15 protein-coding genes are annotated in these 20551 nt (G+C 46.7%); 12 read left to right on the top strand and 3 right to left on the bottom strand.

The window, feature by feature from the left end; genetic code table 11:
• Positions 1–4: 4 nt before the first annotated feature.
• A complete protein-coding gene (locus tag RT717_RS01950) occupies positions 5–1192 on the bottom strand; it encodes an MFS transporter (RefSeq protein WP_317490061.1) in 1188 nt (395 codons plus the stop codon).
• A 237-nt stretch (positions 1193–1429) separates the two neighbouring features.
• On the opposite strand from RT717_RS01950, the gene RT717_RS01945 reads away from it, so the two are divergent.
• The 5 genes from RT717_RS01945 (at position 1430) to RT717_RS01925 (ending at position 6399) form a co-directional block, all read left to right on the top strand.
• Positions 1430–2149 (top strand): sulfotransferase-like domain-containing protein, encoded by a 720-nt coding sequence (locus tag RT717_RS01945; RefSeq protein ID WP_317490060.1) that lies wholly within the window; start codon positions 1430–1432, stop codon positions 2147–2149.
• A 123-nt stretch (positions 2150–2272) separates the two neighbouring features.
• Positions 2273–3178: an aminotransferase class IV gene (locus RT717_RS01940; protein ID WP_317490059.1), complete on the top strand. Its 906-nt coding sequence runs from the start codon at positions 2273–2275 to the stop codon at positions 3176–3178.
• 88 nt (positions 3179–3266) lie between these two features.
• Positions 3267–4490 carry a TolB family protein gene (locus RT717_RS01935; RefSeq protein ID WP_317490058.1) on the top strand — a complete coding sequence of 408 codons (1224 nt, stop codon included), beginning with the start codon at positions 3267–3269 and terminating at the stop codon, positions 4488–4490.
• A 114-nt stretch (positions 4491–4604) separates the two neighbouring features.
• Complete coding sequence (locus RT717_RS01930; protein ID WP_317490057.1) at positions 4605–5726, top strand: aspartate aminotransferase family protein; 1122 nt, start codon at positions 4605–4607, stop codon at positions 5724–5726.
• A gap of 100 nt (positions 5727–5826) precedes the next feature.
• Positions 5827–6399 (top strand): YceI family protein, encoded by a 573-nt coding sequence (locus RT717_RS01925; RefSeq protein WP_317490056.1) that lies wholly within the window; start codon positions 5827–5829, stop codon positions 6397–6399.
• Positions 6400–6481: 82 nt separating this feature from the next.
• On the opposite strand, the gene RT717_RS01920 is transcribed toward RT717_RS01925, so the two are convergent.
• Together RT717_RS01920 and RT717_RS01915 are read right to left on the bottom strand one after the other, a co-directional pair.
• Positions 6482–7519 carry a PorP/SprF family type IX secretion system membrane protein gene (locus RT717_RS01920; protein ID WP_317490055.1) on the bottom strand — a complete coding sequence of 346 codons (1038 nt, stop codon included), beginning with the start codon at positions 7517–7519 and terminating at the stop codon, positions 6482–6484.
• A complete protein-coding gene (locus RT717_RS01915) occupies positions 7519–11934 on the bottom strand; it encodes a PKD domain-containing protein (protein WP_317490054.1) in 4416 nt (1471 codons plus the stop codon). The genes RT717_RS01920 and RT717_RS01915 overlap by 1 nt, the downstream gene beginning before the upstream one ends.
• 278 nt (positions 11935–12212) lie before the next feature.
• Here RT717_RS01915 and RT717_RS01910 point away from each other — a divergent pair, with 278 nt between their 5' ends.
• The 7 genes from RT717_RS01910 (at position 12213) to lepB (ending at position 20391) form a co-directional block, all read left to right on the top strand.
• Positions 12213–13835, top strand: coding sequence for a CTP synthase (locus RT717_RS01910; RefSeq protein ID WP_317490053.1), 1623 nt, complete (start codon positions 12213–12215; stop codon positions 13833–13835).
• A gap of 24 nt (positions 13836–13859) precedes the next feature.
• Positions 13860–15680 carry a membrane protein insertase YidC gene (yidC, locus tag RT717_RS01905; protein ID WP_317490052.1) on the top strand — a complete coding sequence of 607 codons (1821 nt, stop codon included), beginning with the start codon at positions 13860–13862 and terminating at the stop codon, positions 15678–15680.
• A 241-nt stretch (positions 15681–15921) separates the two neighbouring features.
• Positions 15922–16710: a ParA family protein gene (locus RT717_RS01900; protein ID WP_151997090.1), complete on the top strand. Its 789-nt coding sequence runs from the start codon at positions 15922–15924 to the stop codon at positions 16708–16710.
• On the top strand, positions 16710–17621 hold the full coding sequence (locus RT717_RS01895; protein WP_317490051.1) for a ParB/RepB/Spo0J family partition protein: 912 nt from the start codon (positions 16710–16712) through the stop codon (positions 17619–17621). The genes RT717_RS01900 and RT717_RS01895 overlap by 1 nt, the downstream gene beginning before the upstream one ends.
• A complete protein-coding gene (locus RT717_RS01890; RefSeq protein ID WP_317490050.1) occupies positions 17621–18277 on the top strand; it encodes a DUF5683 domain-containing protein in 657 nt (218 codons plus the stop codon). Before RT717_RS01895 ends, RT717_RS01890 begins: the two co-directional genes overlap by 1 nt.
• Positions 18278–18279: 2 nt before the next feature.
• Positions 18280–19014, top strand: coding sequence for a 4-hydroxy-tetrahydrodipicolinate reductase (gene dapB / locus RT717_RS01885; RefSeq protein WP_317490049.1), 735 nt, complete (start codon positions 18280–18282; stop codon positions 19012–19014).
• 285 nt (positions 19015–19299) lie between these two features.
• Entirely contained in the window at positions 19300–20391 is a 1092-nt protein-coding gene (gene lepB, locus RT717_RS01880) for a signal peptidase I (RefSeq protein WP_317490048.1), read from the top strand.
• Positions 20392–20551: the final 160 nt, after the last annotated feature.

The raw sequence follows: 20551 nt of genomic DNA, 5'->3' as shown, positions 1-20551 counted from the left end.
TGACCTAAGCCCTTTGTATTGTCTTGCTCATCGACGTAATCACAGCCACCAGGCTGCCAATAACAGCGATGAAAAGGAAAGATGCACGCAAGCTGCTGGCCTCGGCAATAAACCCAATGAGAGGCGGGCCTAAAAGAAACCCAAGAAAAGAAATAGAGCTCACCATGGTTAGCGCCATACCCGCCGACATGGTTTTAGATTTTCCAGCCACTGAATAGGCAAGAGGCACCACCGACGACACACCAAAACCTACCAAAAGAAACCCAATCAGTGCTGTTGCAAAATAGGGTAAAGCCACAGCGAACAGCAGCCCGCTGGCAATAAGAATACCACTACCTTTCAAGACCGTGCCTATTCCAAATCTATTTGTGAGCCGGTCGGAGATAAACCGCCCCCCGGCCATGGTCATCATAAATGCACTGAAACCCAGCGGCACCCACGCATCCGGCGCCTCTACTACTTTTTTGAAGTAAACTCCGCTCCAGTCGAACATACAACCCTCGCTCATCATACCACACATGGCAATGAGTCCAATTTTTACCAGGGTTCCGTCAGGTTTTACCCACTTGAATTTGCCGGTATTGCGGTTTACATCTTCCTTAAGTGTATGAGGGTAATTGATCGAAAGAATAACAACCACCAATGCCAGCATGATCAGGTAATGAATCTGCGGCTCTATACCGAGCGCCACCATCAGCGTGCCAATGCCCGCTCCGGTGAAGCCCGCCAGGCTCCAGGTGCCGTGAAATGAAGCCATAATGGTTCGCCCGTAATGTGTCTGAACCCCGATGGCTTGTGTATTCACAGCGATATTCACCGTATTCCCAAAAAAACCATAAATGAAGAGCCCGACACTCAGCATAGCCACGCTGGATGAAAAACCGAGAAAAGGCAAAGTGAGAGCGTACCCAAGTGTTGCAACCAGCACCACCAGACGGCTGCCTAGCTTGTCGATAATGACTCCGGAAAACGGTAAAGAAGCAAGAGAGCCCAACGGCAAAATCAACAGCACACCGCCCAGGGCTGCTTCGCTAAGTCCCAGTTTAAGCTGTATATCGGGAATCCTTGCTGCCCAGCTGGAAAAGTTAAGACCGTGCACAAAAAAGATAGAAGCCACGGCAATGCGAAGCCTTGTTTTATTCAAAATTACAGAGGAAGTTTGGTCGGTCATATCCATGAGGATCAACGTCATTGAGTTAAGAGGTTAGCGGTCGATATCACCTTTCTAACCCCAACCCTAAAGGGGGAACCCAATGTTAATTGAGCCCTTTAGGGAATGAAAGGGTAAAATGCTCTTAACTCAATGGCATGCAAAAATCATCAAACGGATGCACGGATGAAAGCTTAAAAGGGTATTTATCACCGAAACCGATTGTATTACTACCATTTACACCCAAATCAAAATATATTCGCTTTTCATCATCAGTCTATGACGCTTCGCATTTCAGTTTGGTCCGGCCCACGCAATGTTTCCACCGCTTTGATGTACTCATTTGCTCAGCGCCCCGACACGGCGGTGGTGGATGAGCCTTTATATGGTTACTACTTAAAAACAACGGGGTCGGAGCATCCGGGGAAAGACCATTTGCTGGAAGTTTTGGAAAAAAACGCCGACAAAATTATCTCCAAAACTATCCTGGGCTTTAACGGTAAACCGGTCTACTTTATCAAAAACATGTGCCACCACCTCGTTGGCCTCGATGAATCGTTTCTTGATGAGCTGGTCAATCTGTTTCTCATTCGTGACCCAAGGGAAATGCTTCCGTCGCTTGTTAATCAGCTGCCGCACCCTGCGCTACGTGATACCGGGCTGGACAAGCAACTAGAGCTCTTTAAGAAACTAAAAGCCGCAGGCAAAGAAACATTTATTTTCGATTCAAAAGACCTTCTGCTTAACCCAGAAGGGATGCTCAGAGCGTTTTGCAGCTTTGTTGGTATCCCATTTTACAAACAAATGCTGGCATGGGAAGCTGGTGCAAGGCCGGAAGATGGAGCCTGGGCTCCCTATTGGTACCACAACGTGCATAAGTCGACTGGCTTTGCCCAGTACACTCCTAAAAATGAGAAAATCCGGCCCGACCTGCAGCCGCTGATGGATGAAAGCATTGAACTATATGAAGAGCTTTACAAAAGTGCTGTCAAAGTGTAAATTACACCAAAAAAACACCCGACAAACCTTGGAAAATTCGCCATTAGCCCCTTGTACTTAACTAATTACCTTTTAGTCTACCTGCACATTATCGAATAACCTTTAACCAATAACTTTCTTCCCATGGATCCAAAATTACCTAACCCAAAAAACAACGACATCAAAGTATATATCGATGGCCAGTTTTACGCCCGTGAAGACGCCAAGGTGTCTGTGTTTGACAGCGTGGTGCAGGGCGGCGATTCCGTTTGGGAAGGCTTGAGAGTGTATGACGGGAAAGTGTTTATGTTGGACGAACACCTCGAAAGATTGGTCAACTCAGCCAAAGCAATGGCTTTTGAAGGCACTCCATCGAAAGAGGAAGTGAAAAAGGCTGTGGTAGAAACGCTGAAAGTGAATGGCATGATGAGCGATGCGCATATCAGGCTGACGCTCACGAGAGGCAAAAAGATTACCTCCGGCATGAATCCAAAATTGAACCAGTATGGCCCCACACTCATCGTGCTGGCTGAATGGAAGGCGCCTATTTACACGACTGAGCAAGGTCTGACCTTGATTACGTCCTCCATCCGTCGCAACTCCCCGCAGTGTCTGGACTCAAAAATCCACCACAACAACCTGATCAATAATATCCTGGCGAAGATCGAAGCTAACCATGCTAATTGCGACGGCGCTGTGATGCTTGACCTGAATGGCTACGTGAGCGAGACCAATACAACCAATATTTTCTTTGCAAAAAAGGGAGAGCTTATCACACCGTTCGCTGATTTTTGCCTTCCCGGTATTACCAGAGCGCTTATGCTCGAGCTGGCTGAAAGAAATGGTGTGAAATGGAAGGAAAAGAACATTACGATTGCCGAGATGTACAACATGGACGAGATGTTCACCACTGGCACAGAGGGTGGATTGGCAGCGGCAGTTCAGGTGGATGGCAGACAGATTGGCGATGGGAAAGTTGGGCCTGTAACCAAGCAGTTCCAGAAATGGCATGAGGAAGAGACGAAAAAAAGAGGGGTTGTAATTGGTTAACTTCGCATAAACCGTAGAATATTTATTCTCCACTTCCTACCAAACTCAAGCATTGGACGTCTTATATTTACATTAAATGAAATGCCTTATGAGAAAATTGGCTACACTTCTGTCTATTTTCGGCTTTATTGCTTTATCCTCATGCCAGCAGGAAGATCTTTTGGATGTACCTCTTCGCCCGTCTTACCTTGTTGGTTACCCAAAAGAGTCTGGCATTGACTTAGGGTTCATTAGTCGTAGTGGTCTCCTGCCGGGAGCGCTCAGTTCACTTCCCGTCAAGGGAAACAAACCAGACTCCTACGACATCTTTGTTTCTACAGATGCAAAAGCTGAATTCACAAGGGTATCCACGCTGTTCACAGACGGTAACCGGCTTTCTATTGAGAATTTAACCAATGGCACACCCTATTATGTCACCGTAGCAGGAAATAAAAAAGGACTGGCTTCCGTCCAGTATGACACCATCATGGTGGTTCCTTCTAAGCCCAAACAACTTACAAAGGGCTCCTGGGTTTACGACCATGCCGAAAACATCTCGTTCTCACCGACGACGGACAGTGCGGCTTATATTACTCGATATATCTATAGCAATTGGCGTGATACGCCTGACCTATATATTTTCCCTTATTACACAAACGAACCACGCCGGATAGAACACAATGTAAAAGAATGCGAGTGGGCACCTTCCGGCAGACTTATTGCTTTTTCCAGAAGGCTTGACGCCAATGATCCTTCAGGAAAGGATCTCCAGCTATCAGTTTACGATCTCGGCAAAGACACTACTATCAATTTGCCGGTTTTCTCCACGACTTTAGGTTCTATGACATTTTCACCCAACGGTGAATGGATTTACTACATTGACGGCGATGAAAATGAAAATGATCTGGTTTGGCGAATTAAAATAGATGGAAGCTTCAAAGAACCAGTCATTGGAAGGCAAAGCTTTGCTCTAGAGAAGTCATCCAATTTCGTGATTGACAAAATTACCCTCAGCCCACACAGTGAGGAGGTGTATTTTTCCGGCAGTGAAAATAATTACCAGGTTATATATAGGCACAGTTTAAAATCTAAAACTTCTCAAATTCTATTTGATGATCCCTGGTCTTCTTACTTGCCAAGCATTTCACCAGACGGTCAAAAGCTAGCCTTTTTTTCCACAAGGAGCGGGGCGACGGAAGTCTGGACTTACGACCTCTCACAAAGCAGCCTCAAACAGAGAACTGGGAGCCCTCTAGGGGGGTGGTATGGGCTTGAGATTGAGTGGGTAACAAACTCCGAATTGAGCATTGGAAACCGTCGATTGCAGCTTTAAAACGACACTCGAATTCCAGAGACCGAAATCTTTGCGCAGAGGCACAAAACCGTCCAAATTTCTTAAGGTTAATCAGCCGTTTTTTTCATCTTTGCTGCCTTATTCTCAAGCAAAATGAAACTATTCGACGTTTACCCTCTTTTCGACATCACACCGGTAAAAGCGCAGGGCTCCTGGCTGTGGGACAACAAAGGCGACAGATACCTTGACCTTTACGGAGGTCATGCGGTCATTTCCATCGGCCACTCTCATCCGCACTATGTGGAGAGGTTAAGCGAGCAACTTTCGAAAATTTCATTTTACTCCAACAGCATCAAGAACCCCCAGCAGGAAGAGTTGGCAGAAAAGCTGGGCAACATGTCTGGTTATCCTGACTATCAGCTTTTCCTTTGCAACTCAGGAGCCGAGGCCAACGAGAATGCATTGAAGCTGGCTTCCTTCGTTACCGGGAAAAAGAAGGTCATTGCGTTTGACAAGGCCTTCCATGGCCGCACATCCGGTGCGGTGGCTGCCACCGATAATCCGAAGATCGTGGCGCCGTTCAACGCCGGTCACGAAATCGTTTTTTGTCGGCTCAACGATGAGCAGGCTTTTACCGAAGCGCTGGATGCTGACGTAGCTGCGGTCATTATAGAAGGCATCCAGGGCGTTGGTGGCATCCGTATGCCGAACGACTCATTCCTGCAGTTTATAGACAAGAAGTGTAAGGAGAAGGGATGTGTTCTCATTCTCGATGAAATTCAATGTGGCTATGGCCGCACAGGCAAATTCTTTGCTCACCAGTACGCAGGCATCAGACCTCACATCATCACCACTGCCAAAGGGATGGGCAACGGCTTTCCTGTGGGAGGCGTGCTCATTCACCCTGACATCAAACCGTGGAGTGGCATGCTGGGCACGACATTTGGCGGCAACTACCTGGCAGCCGTGGCTTGCCTGGCTGTGCTTGAGGTGATGGAAAGCGAGAAATTAATGAACAATACCCTTTCTCTCGGCAGCCAATGGATCAAAGAAATTCAGGAACTTGTTGGCCGTCAAAATGTGAGGGGCAGAGGCCTTATCATAGGATTTGACTTACCTGACACGAAAACAACGGTGAGGAAAGATTTACTGGTAAAGCATCGCATTTTTACAGGCGAAGCAAAGCCCAATACCATTCGCCTTCTCCCCTCGCTGGCATTAAAAGCAGAAGAAGTTGATCTGTTTAATGAGGCATTAAAGGTGGAGCTGTCCTGAAAGTGTTGGCAAACTTCATTAAAAACGGATAGTTGGTCTATTAGCAAAACAATAGCTGAGGCAATCCGTTATCTGTACCAACACATAAACTTATTGTACTATGAAAAAACTTCTTACACTTATTTTTGCAGTGGCCAGCACACAACTTTTTGCTCAAAGCTGGGAGTTGGACAAATCCCACACCAACATCAAATTCACCGTCACTCACATGGTTGTTTCTGAAGTTGACGGCACTTTTGGCGACTTCTCAGGAACTGTAACCGGAGGTGATGACAAATTTGTTGGCGCAGCGGTTGAATTCACTGCTCAAACTGCCTCAGTTGATACCGACAGCGAAAGAAGAGACACCCACCTGAAATCAGATGACTTTTTCAATGCTGAAAAATTCCCAACCATCAAGTTCAGCGGTAAAATCGTCGACGAAGGCGGTAAGTACTTCCTGGTAGGAAACTTTACCATGCGTGATGTGACTAAGCCAGTAAAATTCGATGTTAAGTACAATGGCAAGGTTGATACAGGAAGAGGCATGAAAGCTGGCTTCAAAGTAACAGGCGCTATCAACAGATTCGACTATGGATTGAAATGGGATGCTGCGCTTGAGGCTGGCGGACTCGTGGTAGCCGATGAAGTTCAGATTACTTGTAATGTTGAGTTGAATGCTCCGAAAAGTTAATTAACTTTGCGGAGGTTTCCATTTTAACATAACCCGAGAATCACCCTAATTTGATTATAGAAAGGCAGGCTAGTCCTGCCTTTTACTTTTTACTGGCTTTACCATAAAAGGAAGGGCAGGGCAAAAATTTATCTTTCCGCTTCACTTTTGCAGGGTTGGTGGTATCAAAACGGTACTGAATCGAAATTTCATGAGCGCCTCCCGTGTCTGCGCCAAGCCTTGAAATGCTGGCGTCGTAGCTGTAGCCGACATCGAACGCCAGGAACCTCACCCCCATCAATAAAATGACGGCGTCGTGGTTAATAAAGCTGGTGCCATTGTCGGCAAATGGTATTCCACGGTACCACAGTCCGAAAATAATCGGTTCGTAGAGAAATGACGCCCCCACGTCCAACTGCTGAAAGGTACCCTGCGACTTAAAGACAAAACTTGGAGAAATACTCGACGGCGCCTCACCTCTTTGGAAGGTTTTGTTTCCAAGCGGAATCTGGATGCCTCCATGAATGGAATACTTCATGGGTAGCTTACTTGATCCTTCCAGAAACGACTGATTGGGCTGGTTGAGGTGATGGAAGCCCGCTCCGAGCCAAACCCGCCGGTTGTACATCAAGATACCCGCACCGGTGTCAAGATACTGAACCGGTGTTATTTGACTAGCCACCGGATCAGACGATGGCACACCATCGACGCCAAAATCAATCTGATCCCCAAATATGATTTTTGTGGGATCAATTCTTCTTGATGTATAGCCCAGGTAAATGCCTGTGCTAACGACCCACTTTTTATTGAAATTAACTCTGTAACTGTAGTTTATAGCGCCTGAAGTGTTCCTTAGCCCAGCCGAACCAGCCTGTTCTGTGCTTAACAGTAAGCCTACCCCGCTGTTGAGGTTTTTCATATTGTAGTCGTACGAAAGGGAATAATTATTGAAAGCCTTTGGTAAACTTGGCCACTGAATCCGGTTGTTTACCGTAATGCGTTGGTGCTCCTCCGTGCCAGCAAAAGCCGGACTCAGATAAAGGGGTGCCGAGTAGTATTGGGAGTATTGAAAATCCTGGGCCTCCGCAGCCAGGCTATAAAAAAAAATCAAGACTACAATAAAACTACTTTTGTTCCCCATCACCTTATAAGCGTTACGTCCCCAACTTTCTCCTGCCTTTGTCCATTGATGTAGGTAAGCTCAAGCTTGTATACGTACACATCCTGTGGAGCCATCCTTCCATTGTAATAGCCATCCCATCCCCAGTCCACGTTCGTGCTTTCAAAAATCAACTGCCCCCATTTGTTGTAAATCAACATGCGGAAATCAACGACCCCCTGCGTGCGGGGCAAAAACATGTCGTTGAAAGAACCAGTGCCACCTTCTCCCCCTCCGGGCCCCAGCGTACTTGGGGTAAAAGCATTGGGCACAACAACGCTACCGCCTTCAATCGCCAATACAGCGCTCTGTCTTCTAAGGGTGTCGGCGCAACCATTGTCAGTTTTCACAATAAGAGTGACGCTGTACTCACCCTTCTCCGCATAATAATGCACAGGGTTCTCCTCAGTCGAAAAATTTTCATCCCCAAAATCCCAAAAGGCAGAATCATAGGCCTGGCTCAGGTTAGAGAAAAAAACGGGTTTGCCGGGTAAATAGACCTCCCCTGGTCTCAAATCGAAGGCTGCTATTGGTACCTCAAACACCTCAATAATTGCCTCCTTGGTCTCGGTGTCCGAATTACCAATGCTGTTTTGGCCAGTCAAAGTCACTGAGTATGTCCCCGGTTCGTTGTAGATATATCTTGGATTCACTGCGGTGGAGAACCCCTGGTCATCGCCAAAGTCCCAAACGAACTTGGTCGAGTCTGCAAATTGACTGGTGTTGTTGAATTGCACCGTCAAAGGCCTGCAGCCGCTGTAGCGATCAGGAACGAAGTCTACTTCAGGAACGGTTGGGTCGATCACAACGGTTCGTTCAACTGACTCCACACAAAAACCATTCGTGACTTCCAGCTGGATCGTGTAGCTCCCTGCTCCAGGAAAAGTATGCACTTCAGGATCAGCAACCAACGACTCAGTGCCGTCGCCGAAATCCCATAGGTATTGAAGATTTTCGCCTCCTGTGGTCAGGTTTTGGATACTTACATCGACATCCGGCAGAATAAGACGTTCGGGTGTGGCGAGAAAATCCACCACAACTGGTTGATTTAAATTTTCAACTTCAAATGAAGCTTCCTCAGTGCTGCTGACACAACCTGCTGAGTTAGTTGTTTGCAGCGTAACGGTTGAAGAGACATCCGGCTGCCCAGGGTCAGGCCGGCTATAGATGAGCGTTAGCAGGTCGTCGTCTTCCACCATTTGATCGGGGCTGGCAGTCACTACCCAGTCGTACGCCACCAGTCCTCTTTCATCTGCTTCCAAAACCACTGTCTTCGTCAGGCAACTGTCAAGAGATTCGCTGACGGTAAATGTTCCCGAGGGAACTGGATCTACCCGCACTATCTGCTGTGAGTCTGTGATGCAAACACCTTCCTTTTCAGCTGACAAGGTAATCCTGTAGAGCACATTTCTTCTCAGCGAATTGGTCAATGTATAGGCAAGTGTATTGAAATTCGCCGGGCCTTTTTGTACTGTCAGCGGAAAGCCATTCAACACACCGCCCTCCCCTTCAATCGTCCATGTATAGCTGTCCACGTCGAGCTGGGCTGTCGCTAAACTTACCTCAAACGCTCCTGTCAGCGGAGAACAGTTTGGCATCAATGGGTCATAGTAAGGGTCGGAGAAAGCTGAGTTGAAACCGGGGTTTACCGCAACAAATATTGTATCTGCCCGGGCCGAACAACTGTTGAAAGCGTTTGCTACCAGATTAACTGCATAGGTCTTCTGACTTGTCCCATTGTTTTGAAAGCCATAAGGTAGTGTTGCTCCAAAAAAATTGACCGTATCCACGTCGCTGTTGTCGAGATCAGTTACCAGCAGTTGATAGTTAACCGGGCCTGCCTGGCTAATTTCATCTGGCTGTACACTCTCATTGGTGAACACCACCTCTTCGCCAAAGCAAACGGGTTCTGTATAGCTTGACGAAAGCGAAGCCACCGGCGTTTTTTTCACCTCTACCTCAAGGCTAAAAACCTGAAAACACTGCCCAACTTGCGTAGTTACCCTTAGTGCCACCTGATATACGCCAGCCACTGAGACCAAAGGCTCTGTTTCGCCTGTAACATCACTCCCATCCAAAAACCATTCGAAATCGCTGTTGTCAGTTCTTCTAAGCTCCTGATTAAACGTTACCCCATCGTAGCTGAAGTCCCAATCCCAAAACTCTACCACATCTCCATTTACAGACACCGGAACAACATTGTTAATTCCACTAAACCTGGTTCGTTCTCCCTCGCATACTTCCGTAGCTTCAAACGATGCCGTCGGCAGGTCATAAATAGTGATGTGCACTTCAGTGCTTGCCGAACACCCCGACGTGAGGTCATCAACGACTAGCTCAACCCGGTAAACGCCGGGATCATTAAAGAACCTTTGCACTGGCGTGACTGGATTCACAACAGAAGAGGAAATAGTTGCATCATCATCCACTGCATAAAAGTTCCAGGTAAAATCTGTGTTGCCGGGGTGAGGGTTGACAGACGAAGGATCGAGGTCAAAGTAAAGAAACTCTCCAGCAACAACTTTGCAAAATGTAGTGGGGTGCGCTGCGTTGGAAGCATCCTCCACCGAAATAACCGGAACCGGCACTGTATTCACTGTGATAGTCGTTTCGAAGAGATCGGAGCACATCCCGGTTTGCGTGGTCACTCGCAGTGCCACTCTGTAGCTCCCAGCTACGGAGGTAGTAGGCTCCACTTCACCTACTACCGGTGCCCCGTCCAGGTACCAGTCAAAATCGGCATTGTCAGTTTTTCGCAGTTCCTGATTGAAACTGACCCCATCGTAGCTAAAGTCCCAATCCCAAAACTCCACCTGATCGCCATTCACCACCACCGGAATGGAGGTGACCTGGTCAGCTATGGTGTTGAATGATGACCTGTCACCCTCGCACACATTGGCCTGGCTGGTAAAGGTAGAAACGGGCGTGTCGTAGATTGTGATATCCACCACGTCGGTTGAGCCACAGTTGGTGAGGTTGTCCATCGCCTCCACTTCCACACGGTAAACCCCCGGATCCACCATCGTTCTCAGAATGGGCAGGGCTGGATTGGGGAGGCTGGTGTTTATGGTTCCAAAGTCATCTTTTTCGTAGAAATTCCACGTGACATCTGTATTTCCAGGATTAGGAATAGAAGATGCAGCGTCGAGGTTAAAATAAATGTCCTGACCACCGACAGCGCCGCAAAATGAGGTGGCAATTGGGTTTCCAACGATGTCTTCGACGGACACTACCGGCTCGGGAACGGCGTTCACGGTTACCTGGAAGGCTGGGGTGGTTACCACCTGGCAGGAGAAAACGTTGGTGTTATTGTTCGTTACCGAAACCGTCACGTCAAAGGGAGTTCCCCCATTGTCGCTGGTGTAGGTATGTGTCGGATCCTGGTCCGTCGAAACAGGGCTGCCGTCTCCGAAATCCCATTCGTAGGTATATCCCGGCAAAGGTGTGCCGCCAAACTCAAAATCCACCGCCTCGCCCACACAGTAAGGCCCGGGAACTACGGTGTTGACAATTGGATCTGGTGGCGCAATTATTCTGATAATCGCCTGCTGGGTCACGGGCGCATTGCCTGTTGGTACACCTCCAGCATCCTCATAAGGATTGCACTGGTTCCAGTTCTCCAGCCGAATGTGGAACTCCTCGCCAATAGTAGCTGTGGCAGGCACAGTTACTGTCAACGACTGGTTGCCAGGAGCGATGGGATTGAGCACTGGAGAGGGGACGTGATCAAAAATGGGCTCCTGAAAAGGAAAAGCGACCGGGTTTCCATCTACCAGCACGGAGCCTGTGATGTCGGTAAAAACACCATGTGTCCAGCGTGTCCATCTGGGCCTATTATTAAGCGTGCTTATCGCTGCGGCATCAGTACAATTCCAGGGGCTCACGTCATCGAAATTCACGTCTACAGAGGTTCCGGCGCAGACCTCCACCAGCATGGGTGCAATGGTGATATCACTTCCGCCATCTCCAAAATCATCAGTATTGAAAACTGCAATTTCGGCTGTCACCGTTGTCTCGTCCACTGTGTAGCACGAGCTGACAACCCAGCAGGTGATGTCCAGCACGCAAGTGCCGGATGTATTGGCTTCAGTATATGTGTGTGGTTGGGGAGTGTTGTAGTTTATTCCTGCCTGAATTCCAGTAGAGCCAACGTTAATGACAGTCTCCGCTGTGCCGTCACCCCAATCGATATGAATTTCAGCATTGTCATCCAGCTGGCTGTACAGTGGTTGAAACTGTATCATTAAGCCAGCCCCAGTGGCACAACCGCTGGGTTTGTCTAGAAAACGGCCAACGCCAAGCGGGCCGGGAGGGCACTGAGCATGTCCTTGCAAAAACAAGAAATACAAGAATACACCTGAAATGCCTTTTACAATTTGCTGGTTGATGGCAGGCATACCCAAAGGTAGTGGATGAAATTCAAAAATAAAATAATTAACATTTAATCTTTAAATTATCATATTGTTGCTTCATCAATAGCACTAATACAACATCCAGCCATTCCTCCTTTTAGTCCCAAACCGGGCAGTCCAGAGCTGGCCTCACTTAAACCGGGCGCCACAACCGATCGGTCAGGAAATTATACTTCTGTTCAATTGAAATTCTATATTGTTTAATTATTTCAGTTTTAGGCCTACCTTTGTGTCCCGAAAGAATATTTCGGAACTCACCTCTTATGTCCAAAGCAAAATACATCTTCGTAACGGGCGGCGTTACGTCTTCATTAGGCAAAGGAATCATCTCGGCATCTCTCGGCAAGTTACTGCAAGCCAGAGGCTTTCGGGTAACGATTCAAAAATTTGACCCTTATATCAACATCGACCCGGGCACCTTAAACCCTTACGAGCATGGTGAGTGTTACGTAACCGATGATGGTGCAGAAACCGACCTTGACCTTGGCCACTATGAAAGATTTCTCGATATAAAAACCTCTCAGGATAATAATGTCACCACCGGGCGTATATATAACAATGTTATTACCAAAGAACGCCGGGGCGATTTCCTGGGAAAGACCGTGCAGGTGGTTCCACACATCACTGACGAAATAAAAAACAACTTTTATAAACTAGGAGAAACAGGCGACTACGATATCGTCATCACTGAAATCGGTGGCTGCGTAGGTGATATTGAGTCGCTGCCATTTATTGAAGCGGTTCGCCAGGCAAGGTTTGAATTGGGCGTTAATAATTTCGTTTCCATTCATCTCACACTTATTCCTTACCTCAAGGCTGCGGGTGAGCAAAAAACAAAGCCGACACAGCATTCAGTAAAGCAACTTCTGGAAGCGGGTATTCAGCCCGACATTCTGGTTTGCCGGACCGAACATACCCTTACCAGCGAAATCCGCAAGAAGCTGGCGCTTTTCTGTAACGTAGCCAGCAACTGCGTGATAGAAGCACAGGATGCTGAAACCATCTACGACGTGCCCCTTCTCATGAGAAAAGAAAAGCTGGATGAAAGAGTACTCACCAAGCTGAAGCTTTCTCATAAGAAAGAACCTCAAATTGACCAGTGGAAGGAATTCCTGGGCAGGCTTAAGAATCCGACAGACGAGGTAAGAATTGCCCTTGTTGGTAAGTATGTGCAACTCAAGGATGCCTACAAATCTATAGCAGAAGCTTTTGTACATGCGGGCGCTCACAATGAATGCCGGGTGGAACTGTCGTGGATTAACTCTGAAGAACTTGACGGCGACAATGTAGTGCGCCTTTTGAAGGACAAACATGGCATTTTAGTAGCGCCAGGATTTGGCGAACGTGGCTGGGAAGGCAAGCTTCAGGCGGTAAAATATGCCAGAGAAGACAAGATTCCATTCTTCGGAATTTGCCTCGGTTTGCAGTGTGCTGTAATTGAATTCGCAAGAAACGTACTAAATATACCGAAGGCCAACTCTACTGAGATGGACCCGAAGACAAAAGCGCCCGTCATTGACATGATGGAAGCTCAGAAAAAAGTAACCAAAATGGGTGGTACCATGAGGCTGGGAGCCTACGCATGTGAGTTGAAGAAAGGTTCGAAAGCTTATTCGGTTTACGGCCACTCAAAAATTATGGAGCGCCACAGGCACCGCTATGAGTTTAACAATAAATACCTTGAGCAATTTGAAGAAGCTGGATTTCTTGCTACGGGTATTAACCCCGACACTAAGCTTGTGGAAATAATGGAATTGAAAGACCATCCATGGTTTGTTGGCAGTCAGTTCCATCCGGAGTTGAAAAGCACCGTGATGAACCCTCACCCTCTTTTTGTCCGCTTCGTGAAGGCTGCTCTTGCCTTTAAAAAAGAAACATATAAATAAAACATCACCTCAGAATAAGAAATAATGGATAGACAGCAAGTAATTGGGATGGTCATGATGTTGATCTTGCTCACCGTTTATTTTACTTTTTTTGCCCCCGATCCTCCAGTTGAAGAGCCGATAGTAGCTACCACAGAAAGCGTTGTGCAGCCTTCGCAGGCTTCCAGAGATACTACCACCGCAGCTTTTACGCCGTTGGCCGATTCAATAAAAGACGGTCAGTTGAAAGAAAAGTTTGGCGCATTTGCAGCCATTGCGTCAGGTAAAAACAGCGAAGTTGCCCTGGAGAATGACGACATCAAACTATCTATCAGCACCAAGGGCGGTTTTGTTTCCTCAGTTGAGCTAAAAAACTACAAGACGTACAATGGCGAACCACTGATCCTGCTGGATGAGCAAAGCTCTGAAATGAACCTGAGCTTTGGTGGCCAAAACAGGAACCTGAAGCTTGACGATTTCTATTTTAAGCCTTCTGTTACATCAAAGAAGGTATCGGGCAACGATTCTGTCACAGTGACTCTCAGAGCGTCTCTAAGCACTGGTCAGTACATCGAGCAGGCTTACACCATCTATGGCAAAGGCTATGAGATTGGCTATTCCCTGACTACCAAAGGCCTCGACAACTACCTTAGTCAGGAGCCCGTTGTGTTTCAGTGGAAAAACGACGTAAAAAGAGTTGAGGCCGACCTGAAAGACTCCCGTATACGGACTACCATTAACTACTACACACTTGCCGGTGAAACTGACGAGCTCAGCGCCACATCGGAAGGGCTTGAGGAAGAAACAATCAGTGAGTCCATTCAATGGGTAGCCATCAAACAGAAATTCTTTACGGCGGCTATTATAGCCAATGATGGTTTTTCTGGTGCTTATGTGGCCACCAAGTATACCGTAGCCGACACCACCAAGGTAAAAGAGGCGATGGTGAGCCTGACCCTTCCATCCGAAAGATGGAAAAACAGTGGTGTGGTTGGTAAATTGTATTTTGGGCCTAACGAATACAATACCCTTAAAGATGTAGCACCGGAGTTCAGCAGTAATATCAACCTGGGCTGGAGTATCCTGGGCTGGATCAATAAAGGGTTTACGATCCCGGTTTTTCATTTCCTTGAAGGCTTCATCACCAACTACGGTATCATCATTATCATTATCGTGATTCTGATGAGACTGATACTTTTCCCGCTCAACTACAAGTCGTACATGAGCATGGCGAAAATGAAGGTGCTTAAGCCAGAGATAGATGAAATTAAGGCGCAGTACCCTGACGACATGCAAAAGCAGCAGTCGGAAACCATGGCACTGTACCAGAAGGTTGGTATCAACCCTCTCAGCGGCTGTATTCCCATGTTGCTGCAAATGCCGATTCTGTTTGCCATGTTCTATTTCTTCCCGAACGCCATCGAGCTCAGGCAGGTGTCCTTCCTTTGGGCGCATGACTTGTCCACATATGATAGTGTACTGAACCTTCCTTTCGTGATACCTTTCTATGGTGACCACGTTAGTTTGTTCACCTTGCTGATGACCGCTTCTACCATACTTTATACCTGGAGCAACAGCCAGATGACCACAGTGCAGGGGCCAATGAAAACGCTTCAGTACATCATGCCGATTACGTTCCTGTTCTTCCTGAACTCCTACGCAGCTGGCTTGACTTACTACTACTTCGTTTCCAATATCCTGTCATTTGGCCAGCAGACCCTCATCAGACGGTTTGTGGATGAAGACAAAATCAAGCTGAAACTGGAAGAGAACAAAAAGAAGAACGCCAACAAGAAAAAATCGTCGTTTCAGCAGCGACTGGACGAGGCCATGAAGGCAGGCAATGCTTCGAGGAAGAAGAAATAGGTTATTGGTTATTGGTTATTGGTTAATAGTGGCAAAAAACTATTAACTGATAATCTTTAACAAACAACTTTTCTCCACTGTGAATTACCCGTGGATAACTTGGGGATTACCAAATAAGCCATTCACTAACAATTCTTCTTTATTCATCTATATTTGTGCTTCCCCCAAGAAGACCTTTGTTAAATCAGTCGCTTATTTGGAGGTTTAAACCAGTTTCCTGAACCAATTTTTGGATTTTCTCATGGGCAAAATCATTTCGATTGCGAACCAGAAAGGCGGAGTAGGTAAAACAACCTCGGCCATCAATTTAGCTGCCAGCTTAGCCGCTTTGGAGTACAAGACCCTCATTGTAGATGCTGACCCTCAGGCCAACTCTACGTCGGGTGTTGGCTTGAACCCCAAGGAAGTGGAAGTTAGTATTTACGAGTGTATGGTGAACGGAGACGATCCGCACGATGCCATTGTGAAAACGGATTTGGAGTACCTGTACCTGATGCCTTCCCACATTGACCTGGTAGGTGCCGAGGTAGAAATGGTGAGCATCAGCGGCAGAGAAGAAAAAATGAGAACGGCTCTTGGGCTGGTCAAGGATGAGTACGACTTCATCATCATCGACTGTTCTCCATCACTAGGCTTGATCACAATCAATGCCCTTGTTGCCAGCGATTCGGTAATGGTACCCGTTCAGTGCGAGTACTTCGCCCTTGAAGGTTTGGGAAAACTCCTGAATACTATTAAGATCATTCAGTCCAGGCTTAATCCAGAGCTGGAAATAGAAGGTATTCTGCTCACCATGTACGACGTGAGACTGAGGCTTTCTAACCAGGTGGTGGAAGAAGTAAATACACACTTCAAGTCACTCGTGTTTGAAACAATCATACCTAGAAATATTAAGTTAAGTGAATCCCCAAGTTTCGGCCTACCGGCTATAGCGCACGATGCGGAAAGCAAAGGAGCTATCAGCTATCTCAACCTGGCCGAAGAAATCCTGAAAAGGAATGAAATGAGGATTCCAAAAGTGAGCGCTTGATGACGGACAATAAACTACCTAAAAGAAGAAATGCTTTAGGAAGAGGCCTTGGAGCCTTGCTTGACGACAATACCAATACTTCTGAAAAGCTGAGCGGTTCCGGCGCTGGCACGGCCAACGCTATCGGTGAGATTCCTGTGGCGCAAATAGAGGTCAATCCGTTTCAGCCACGAACTGAGTTCAACAAAGAAGCTTTGGCTGAGCTTTCTGAGTCCATCAAGGTTCAGGGCATTATTCAGCCAATCACCGTCAGGCAGTTAAGCAAAAATCAGTTTCAGCTGATCTCCGGTGAGCGCCGTTTGCAGGCATCAAAGCTGGCCGGACTCGAAAGCATACCCGCCTATATCAGAACGGCCGATGACCAGCAAATGCTGGAAATGGCTTTGATTGAGAATATCCAGCGGGAGAATCTCAACAGCATTGAAATTGCCCTTTCTTATCAAAGGCTTATTTCCGAATGCAACCTGAAGCAGGAAGAACTGGGTGACAGAGTTGGTAAAAACAGAACAACTGTCACCAATTACCTCAGACTGCTCAAACTCCCTCCTGATATCCAGATAGCCCTGCGTGACGGCAGGCTTTCTATGGGCCATGCGAGGGCCATCATTGGCATCGACAATCCTGCCACACAGCTGAGTATTTTCAAGAAAATTATCAGCGAAGATCTTTCTGTCAGAAAAGTGGAGTCGTTGGTAAGGGAATACACTCAAAAAGCACCTGAATCACCGAACCTCAATAAAACGGCTAATCCTTCGTTATCACCCGAAGTAAAAAACCTCCAAAATAAACTATCTTCGCACTTTGGTACCCGGATCTCGCTTAAGGCAGATGAAAAAAACAAAGGAGAAATTAGAATTCCTTTTGTTTCTACCGAGGATCTGAACAGAATTTTGGAAATACTGAACATCTGATGTTCCGAAAGGAAGCTTTAAAATTGATAGCAGCTACACCTGCCTGGAGAGTTATATCTTTGGCGGCGTTGCTGCTTTTTTTATGTCAATTTGCCCGAGCTCAAGAAATATCAGGAGACTCAGTTGAAGTACTAACCGGCGAGCCACTGATCATAAGAGGAGACAGCGTTTCAAACCTCCCGAAGGGCATTATGCTCAAAGAAGAACTAAGCAAACTTGACCCTCAAAAAGCCGCCATGCTTTCCGCTATATTTCCTGGCATGGGCCAGGTCTATGTAGGACAAATATGGAAAGTGCCAATTTACTATGGCGCCTTTGTCGTTTTAGGGCATATGATCTATACCAATAACCGGCTTTATAACATTTTCCGGCAGTCGCTTTTTGCTGAAATAGACGAGGATCCTAGCACGGTGAACCCATTCCCAAGGTTCAACGAAACGGCACTCCGGCGAAATACACAGAGTTTTCGCAGAAACAGAGAGTATATGATTATCATTACTGGGGTGGTGTACATGCTCAATATTGTAGACGCACATATAGCTGCCCACCTCGACGAATTTGACATAAATGACGAACTTGTCATCAATTACACACCCACTATTGGCAATATAAATGGCTACGCCTACGCAGGCCTGGGCATTAAAATAAGTTTTTAAGGATGAAGATATTTTTAGTTGGCTATGGGAAAATGGGTAAGACCATTGAAAAAATAGCCATTTCACGTGGACACGAAATTGCAGGCACACTTGAAAGTCAGGTTGAGAATGTTGGAAAGCTTGTGAAGGACAGCGGCGCCAACATCGCCATAGAGTTCACCCAACCAGAAGGTGCCGTAAAAAACATCCTCTCTCTAATGGAGGTAAATATCCCCACAGTGTGTGGCACCACAGGCTGGCTTGGCAAATGGGATGAAGTGGTGAGCAGTTGCGAAAAAAACAATGGTGCCTTTTTTTATGCTTCCAATTACAGCCTGGGTGTTAACCTTTTTTTTAGGCTAAACAGAGGCTTGGCGAGGCTGATGAAAGACTACCCTGAGTACAAAGTAGGGCTAAAGGAGATTCACCACACTGAGAAAAAAGACGCTCCGAGTGGTACAGGCATCACGCTGGCAGAAGGAATCCAAAAAGAACGCCCTGAGTTCACCAAACTGATCAATGATAAATGTGACAACCCTGGCGTCTTGGGCATCGAATCCTTTAGGATGACGAATGTGCCAGGCACCCATAGCATACACTACACATCGCCAATCGACGAAATAGAAATCAAACATACGGCGTTTAGCCGGGAAGGCTTCGCCCTTGGGGCTGTAGTGGCTGCTGAGTGGCTGCTCGACAAAAAAGGAGTGCGAGGCATGGATGATTTGATGGGGTCAAAAGAAGGTGAAAAATTTTAGTTATTATTGCGGGCGAATAGCCCGAATTAATTAGAGACACAGATGAATTAGCCATAAGGTGAGCCATACCCAACAGTAATGAATATGCCTTTGATACGAGAAATATTCAATTCCAAATGGGTTTAGCTATTCTATGTGGCCGCTGAAAGCAAACTATACTCAAATGAAATAGCCATAAGGAATAACATACCCGAACGAGAGTGAATAAGCCATGAAAAGCTAAATCTTCACTTTGAAACGGAATCAGCTATTCCATCTGGCCATTGAAGAATAAATTTTATACAGATGAAATTGAAGTTTTTTGGTAAAAAGGAAGAAAAGGAGCAAGTGAAAAAATCTCCCCTGAGAGAATGGTTAGATGCCATTGTATTTGCAGTGGTAGCCGCCACGCTCATCCGGTGGATTTTCATGGAAGCTTTCACCATCCCCACCCCTTCCATGGAGAAGTCTCTTTTGGTCGGTGATTTTCTTTTTGTAAGCAAAGTGTCGTACGGCGCCCGCACCCCGGCCACACCTCTTCAAATACCTTTAACGCATGCCAAAATCTGGGGAACCGACATCCCCTCCTACCTCGACTGGATTCAGTTGCCGCAGTACCGTTTGCCGGCATTCAGCGAGGTGGAAAGAAACGATGTGGTGGTATTCAACTACCCACCTGAGTTTGAGCATCCGGTAGATTTGAAAACCCACTACATCAAGCGTTGCATTGGTATCCATGGCGATGTGGTTGAAGTAAGAGAAGGTCAGGTGTACGTGAACGGTGAAAAGGGAGAAAACCCTGAACTGATGCAATTCCTTTACTTCATCGCCACCGATCAGACGATCAATGACAGGGTATTTAAAAAATATGAAATATCTGAGTACAAGGAGCGTCAAGGGGGATATTTTGTGTATACTACCCCGACGACCGCCGAATTACTAAAAAAAGAAGCATTTATCAACAATGTGCTAAGCACTATAGCTTCACCTGATGAACGGAACCCTCGCATTTTCCCCGACGCCAACTACTTCCCATGGAATGTCGACAACTGGGGGCCTCTGGAAGTGCCTTATGAAGGCATGAAACTTCAACTAAACGATACCCTTGTTGCAAAATATGGCAGCACCATCGTTGACTACGAAGGACACAAAAATGCTGAGGTAAAAGACTATAAGCTATACATCGACGGGCAAGAAGTGACGGATTATACCTTCGGGCAGGACTACTACTTCATGATGGGTGACAACCGCCACAACTCTGAAGATTCCCGTTTTTGGGGATTTGTGCCAGCTGACCATGTGGTTGGTGAGGCTGCCTTCATCTGGCTTTCACTCGATGCACAGGAGAGCTTCCTGAATAAAATCAGGTGGCGCAGGTTCTTCAATCTGATTGATTAACTATATTGTTGAAACTTCCCAGGCGTGATAATACGGGCCATCCTTTTTTAGGGGTGGCCCTTTTTTATGTAGCTGCAAGCGAACACAAACGACACTGTCATTTGTTACATCAGTAAGCAGCCTTCAAAACCAATAAACCCAGTTTGGCTGTTATCTTTGC

Source organism: Imperialibacter roseus (genome assembly GCF_032999765.1).
Lineage (GTDB): Bacteria > Bacteroidota > Bacteroidia > Cytophagales > Cyclobacteriaceae > Imperialibacter > Imperialibacter roseus.
The sequence above is the reverse complement of the archived record's forward strand: the minus strand, read 5'-3'. Positions and strand labels throughout refer to the sequence as shown.

Coding starts and splice junctions, on each gene's coding strand:
- RT717_RS01910 (WP_317490053.1), top strand. CDS start 12,213: ATGTCCAAAGCAAAATACATCTTCGTAACGGGCGGCGTTACGTCTTCA.
- RT717_RS01900 (WP_151997090.1), top strand. CDS start 15,922: ATGGGCAAAATCATTTCGATTGCGAACCAGAAAGGCGGAGTAGGTAAA.
- RT717_RS01950 (WP_317490061.1), bottom strand. CDS start 1,192: ATGACGTTGATCCTCATGGATATGACCGACCAAACTTCCTCTGTAATT.
- RT717_RS01915 (WP_317490054.1), bottom strand. CDS start 11,934: ATGCCTGCCATCAACCAGCAAATTGTAAAAGGCATTTCAGGTGTATTC.
- yidC (WP_317490052.1), top strand. CDS start 13,860: ATGGATAGACAGCAAGTAATTGGGATGGTCATGATGTTGATCTTGCTC.
- lepB (WP_317490048.1), top strand. CDS start 19,300: ATGAAATTGAAGTTTTTTGGTAAAAAGGAAGAAAAGGAGCAAGTGAAA.
- RT717_RS01940 (WP_317490059.1), top strand. CDS start 2,273: ATGGATCCAAAATTACCTAACCCAAAAAACAACGACATCAAAGTATAT.
- RT717_RS01935 (WP_317490058.1), top strand. CDS start 3,267: ATGAGAAAATTGGCTACACTTCTGTCTATTTTCGGCTTTATTGCTTTA.
- RT717_RS01945 (WP_317490060.1), top strand. CDS start 1,430: ATGACGCTTCGCATTTCAGTTTGGTCCGGCCCACGCAATGTTTCCACC.
- dapB (WP_317490049.1), top strand. CDS start 18,280: ATGAAGATATTTTTAGTTGGCTATGGGAAAATGGGTAAGACCATTGAA.
- RT717_RS01895 (WP_317490051.1), top strand. CDS start 16,710: ATGACGGACAATAAACTACCTAAAAGAAGAAATGCTTTAGGAAGAGGC.
- RT717_RS01920 (WP_317490055.1), bottom strand. CDS start 7,519: ATGGGGAACAAAAGTAGTTTTATTGTAGTCTTGATTTTTTTTTATAGC.
- RT717_RS01930 (WP_317490057.1), top strand. CDS start 4,605: ATGAAACTATTCGACGTTTACCCTCTTTTCGACATCACACCGGTAAAA.
- RT717_RS01925 (WP_317490056.1), top strand. CDS start 5,827: ATGAAAAAACTTCTTACACTTATTTTTGCAGTGGCCAGCACACAACTT.
- RT717_RS01890 (WP_317490050.1), top strand. CDS start 17,621: ATGTTCCGAAAGGAAGCTTTAAAATTGATAGCAGCTACACCTGCCTGG.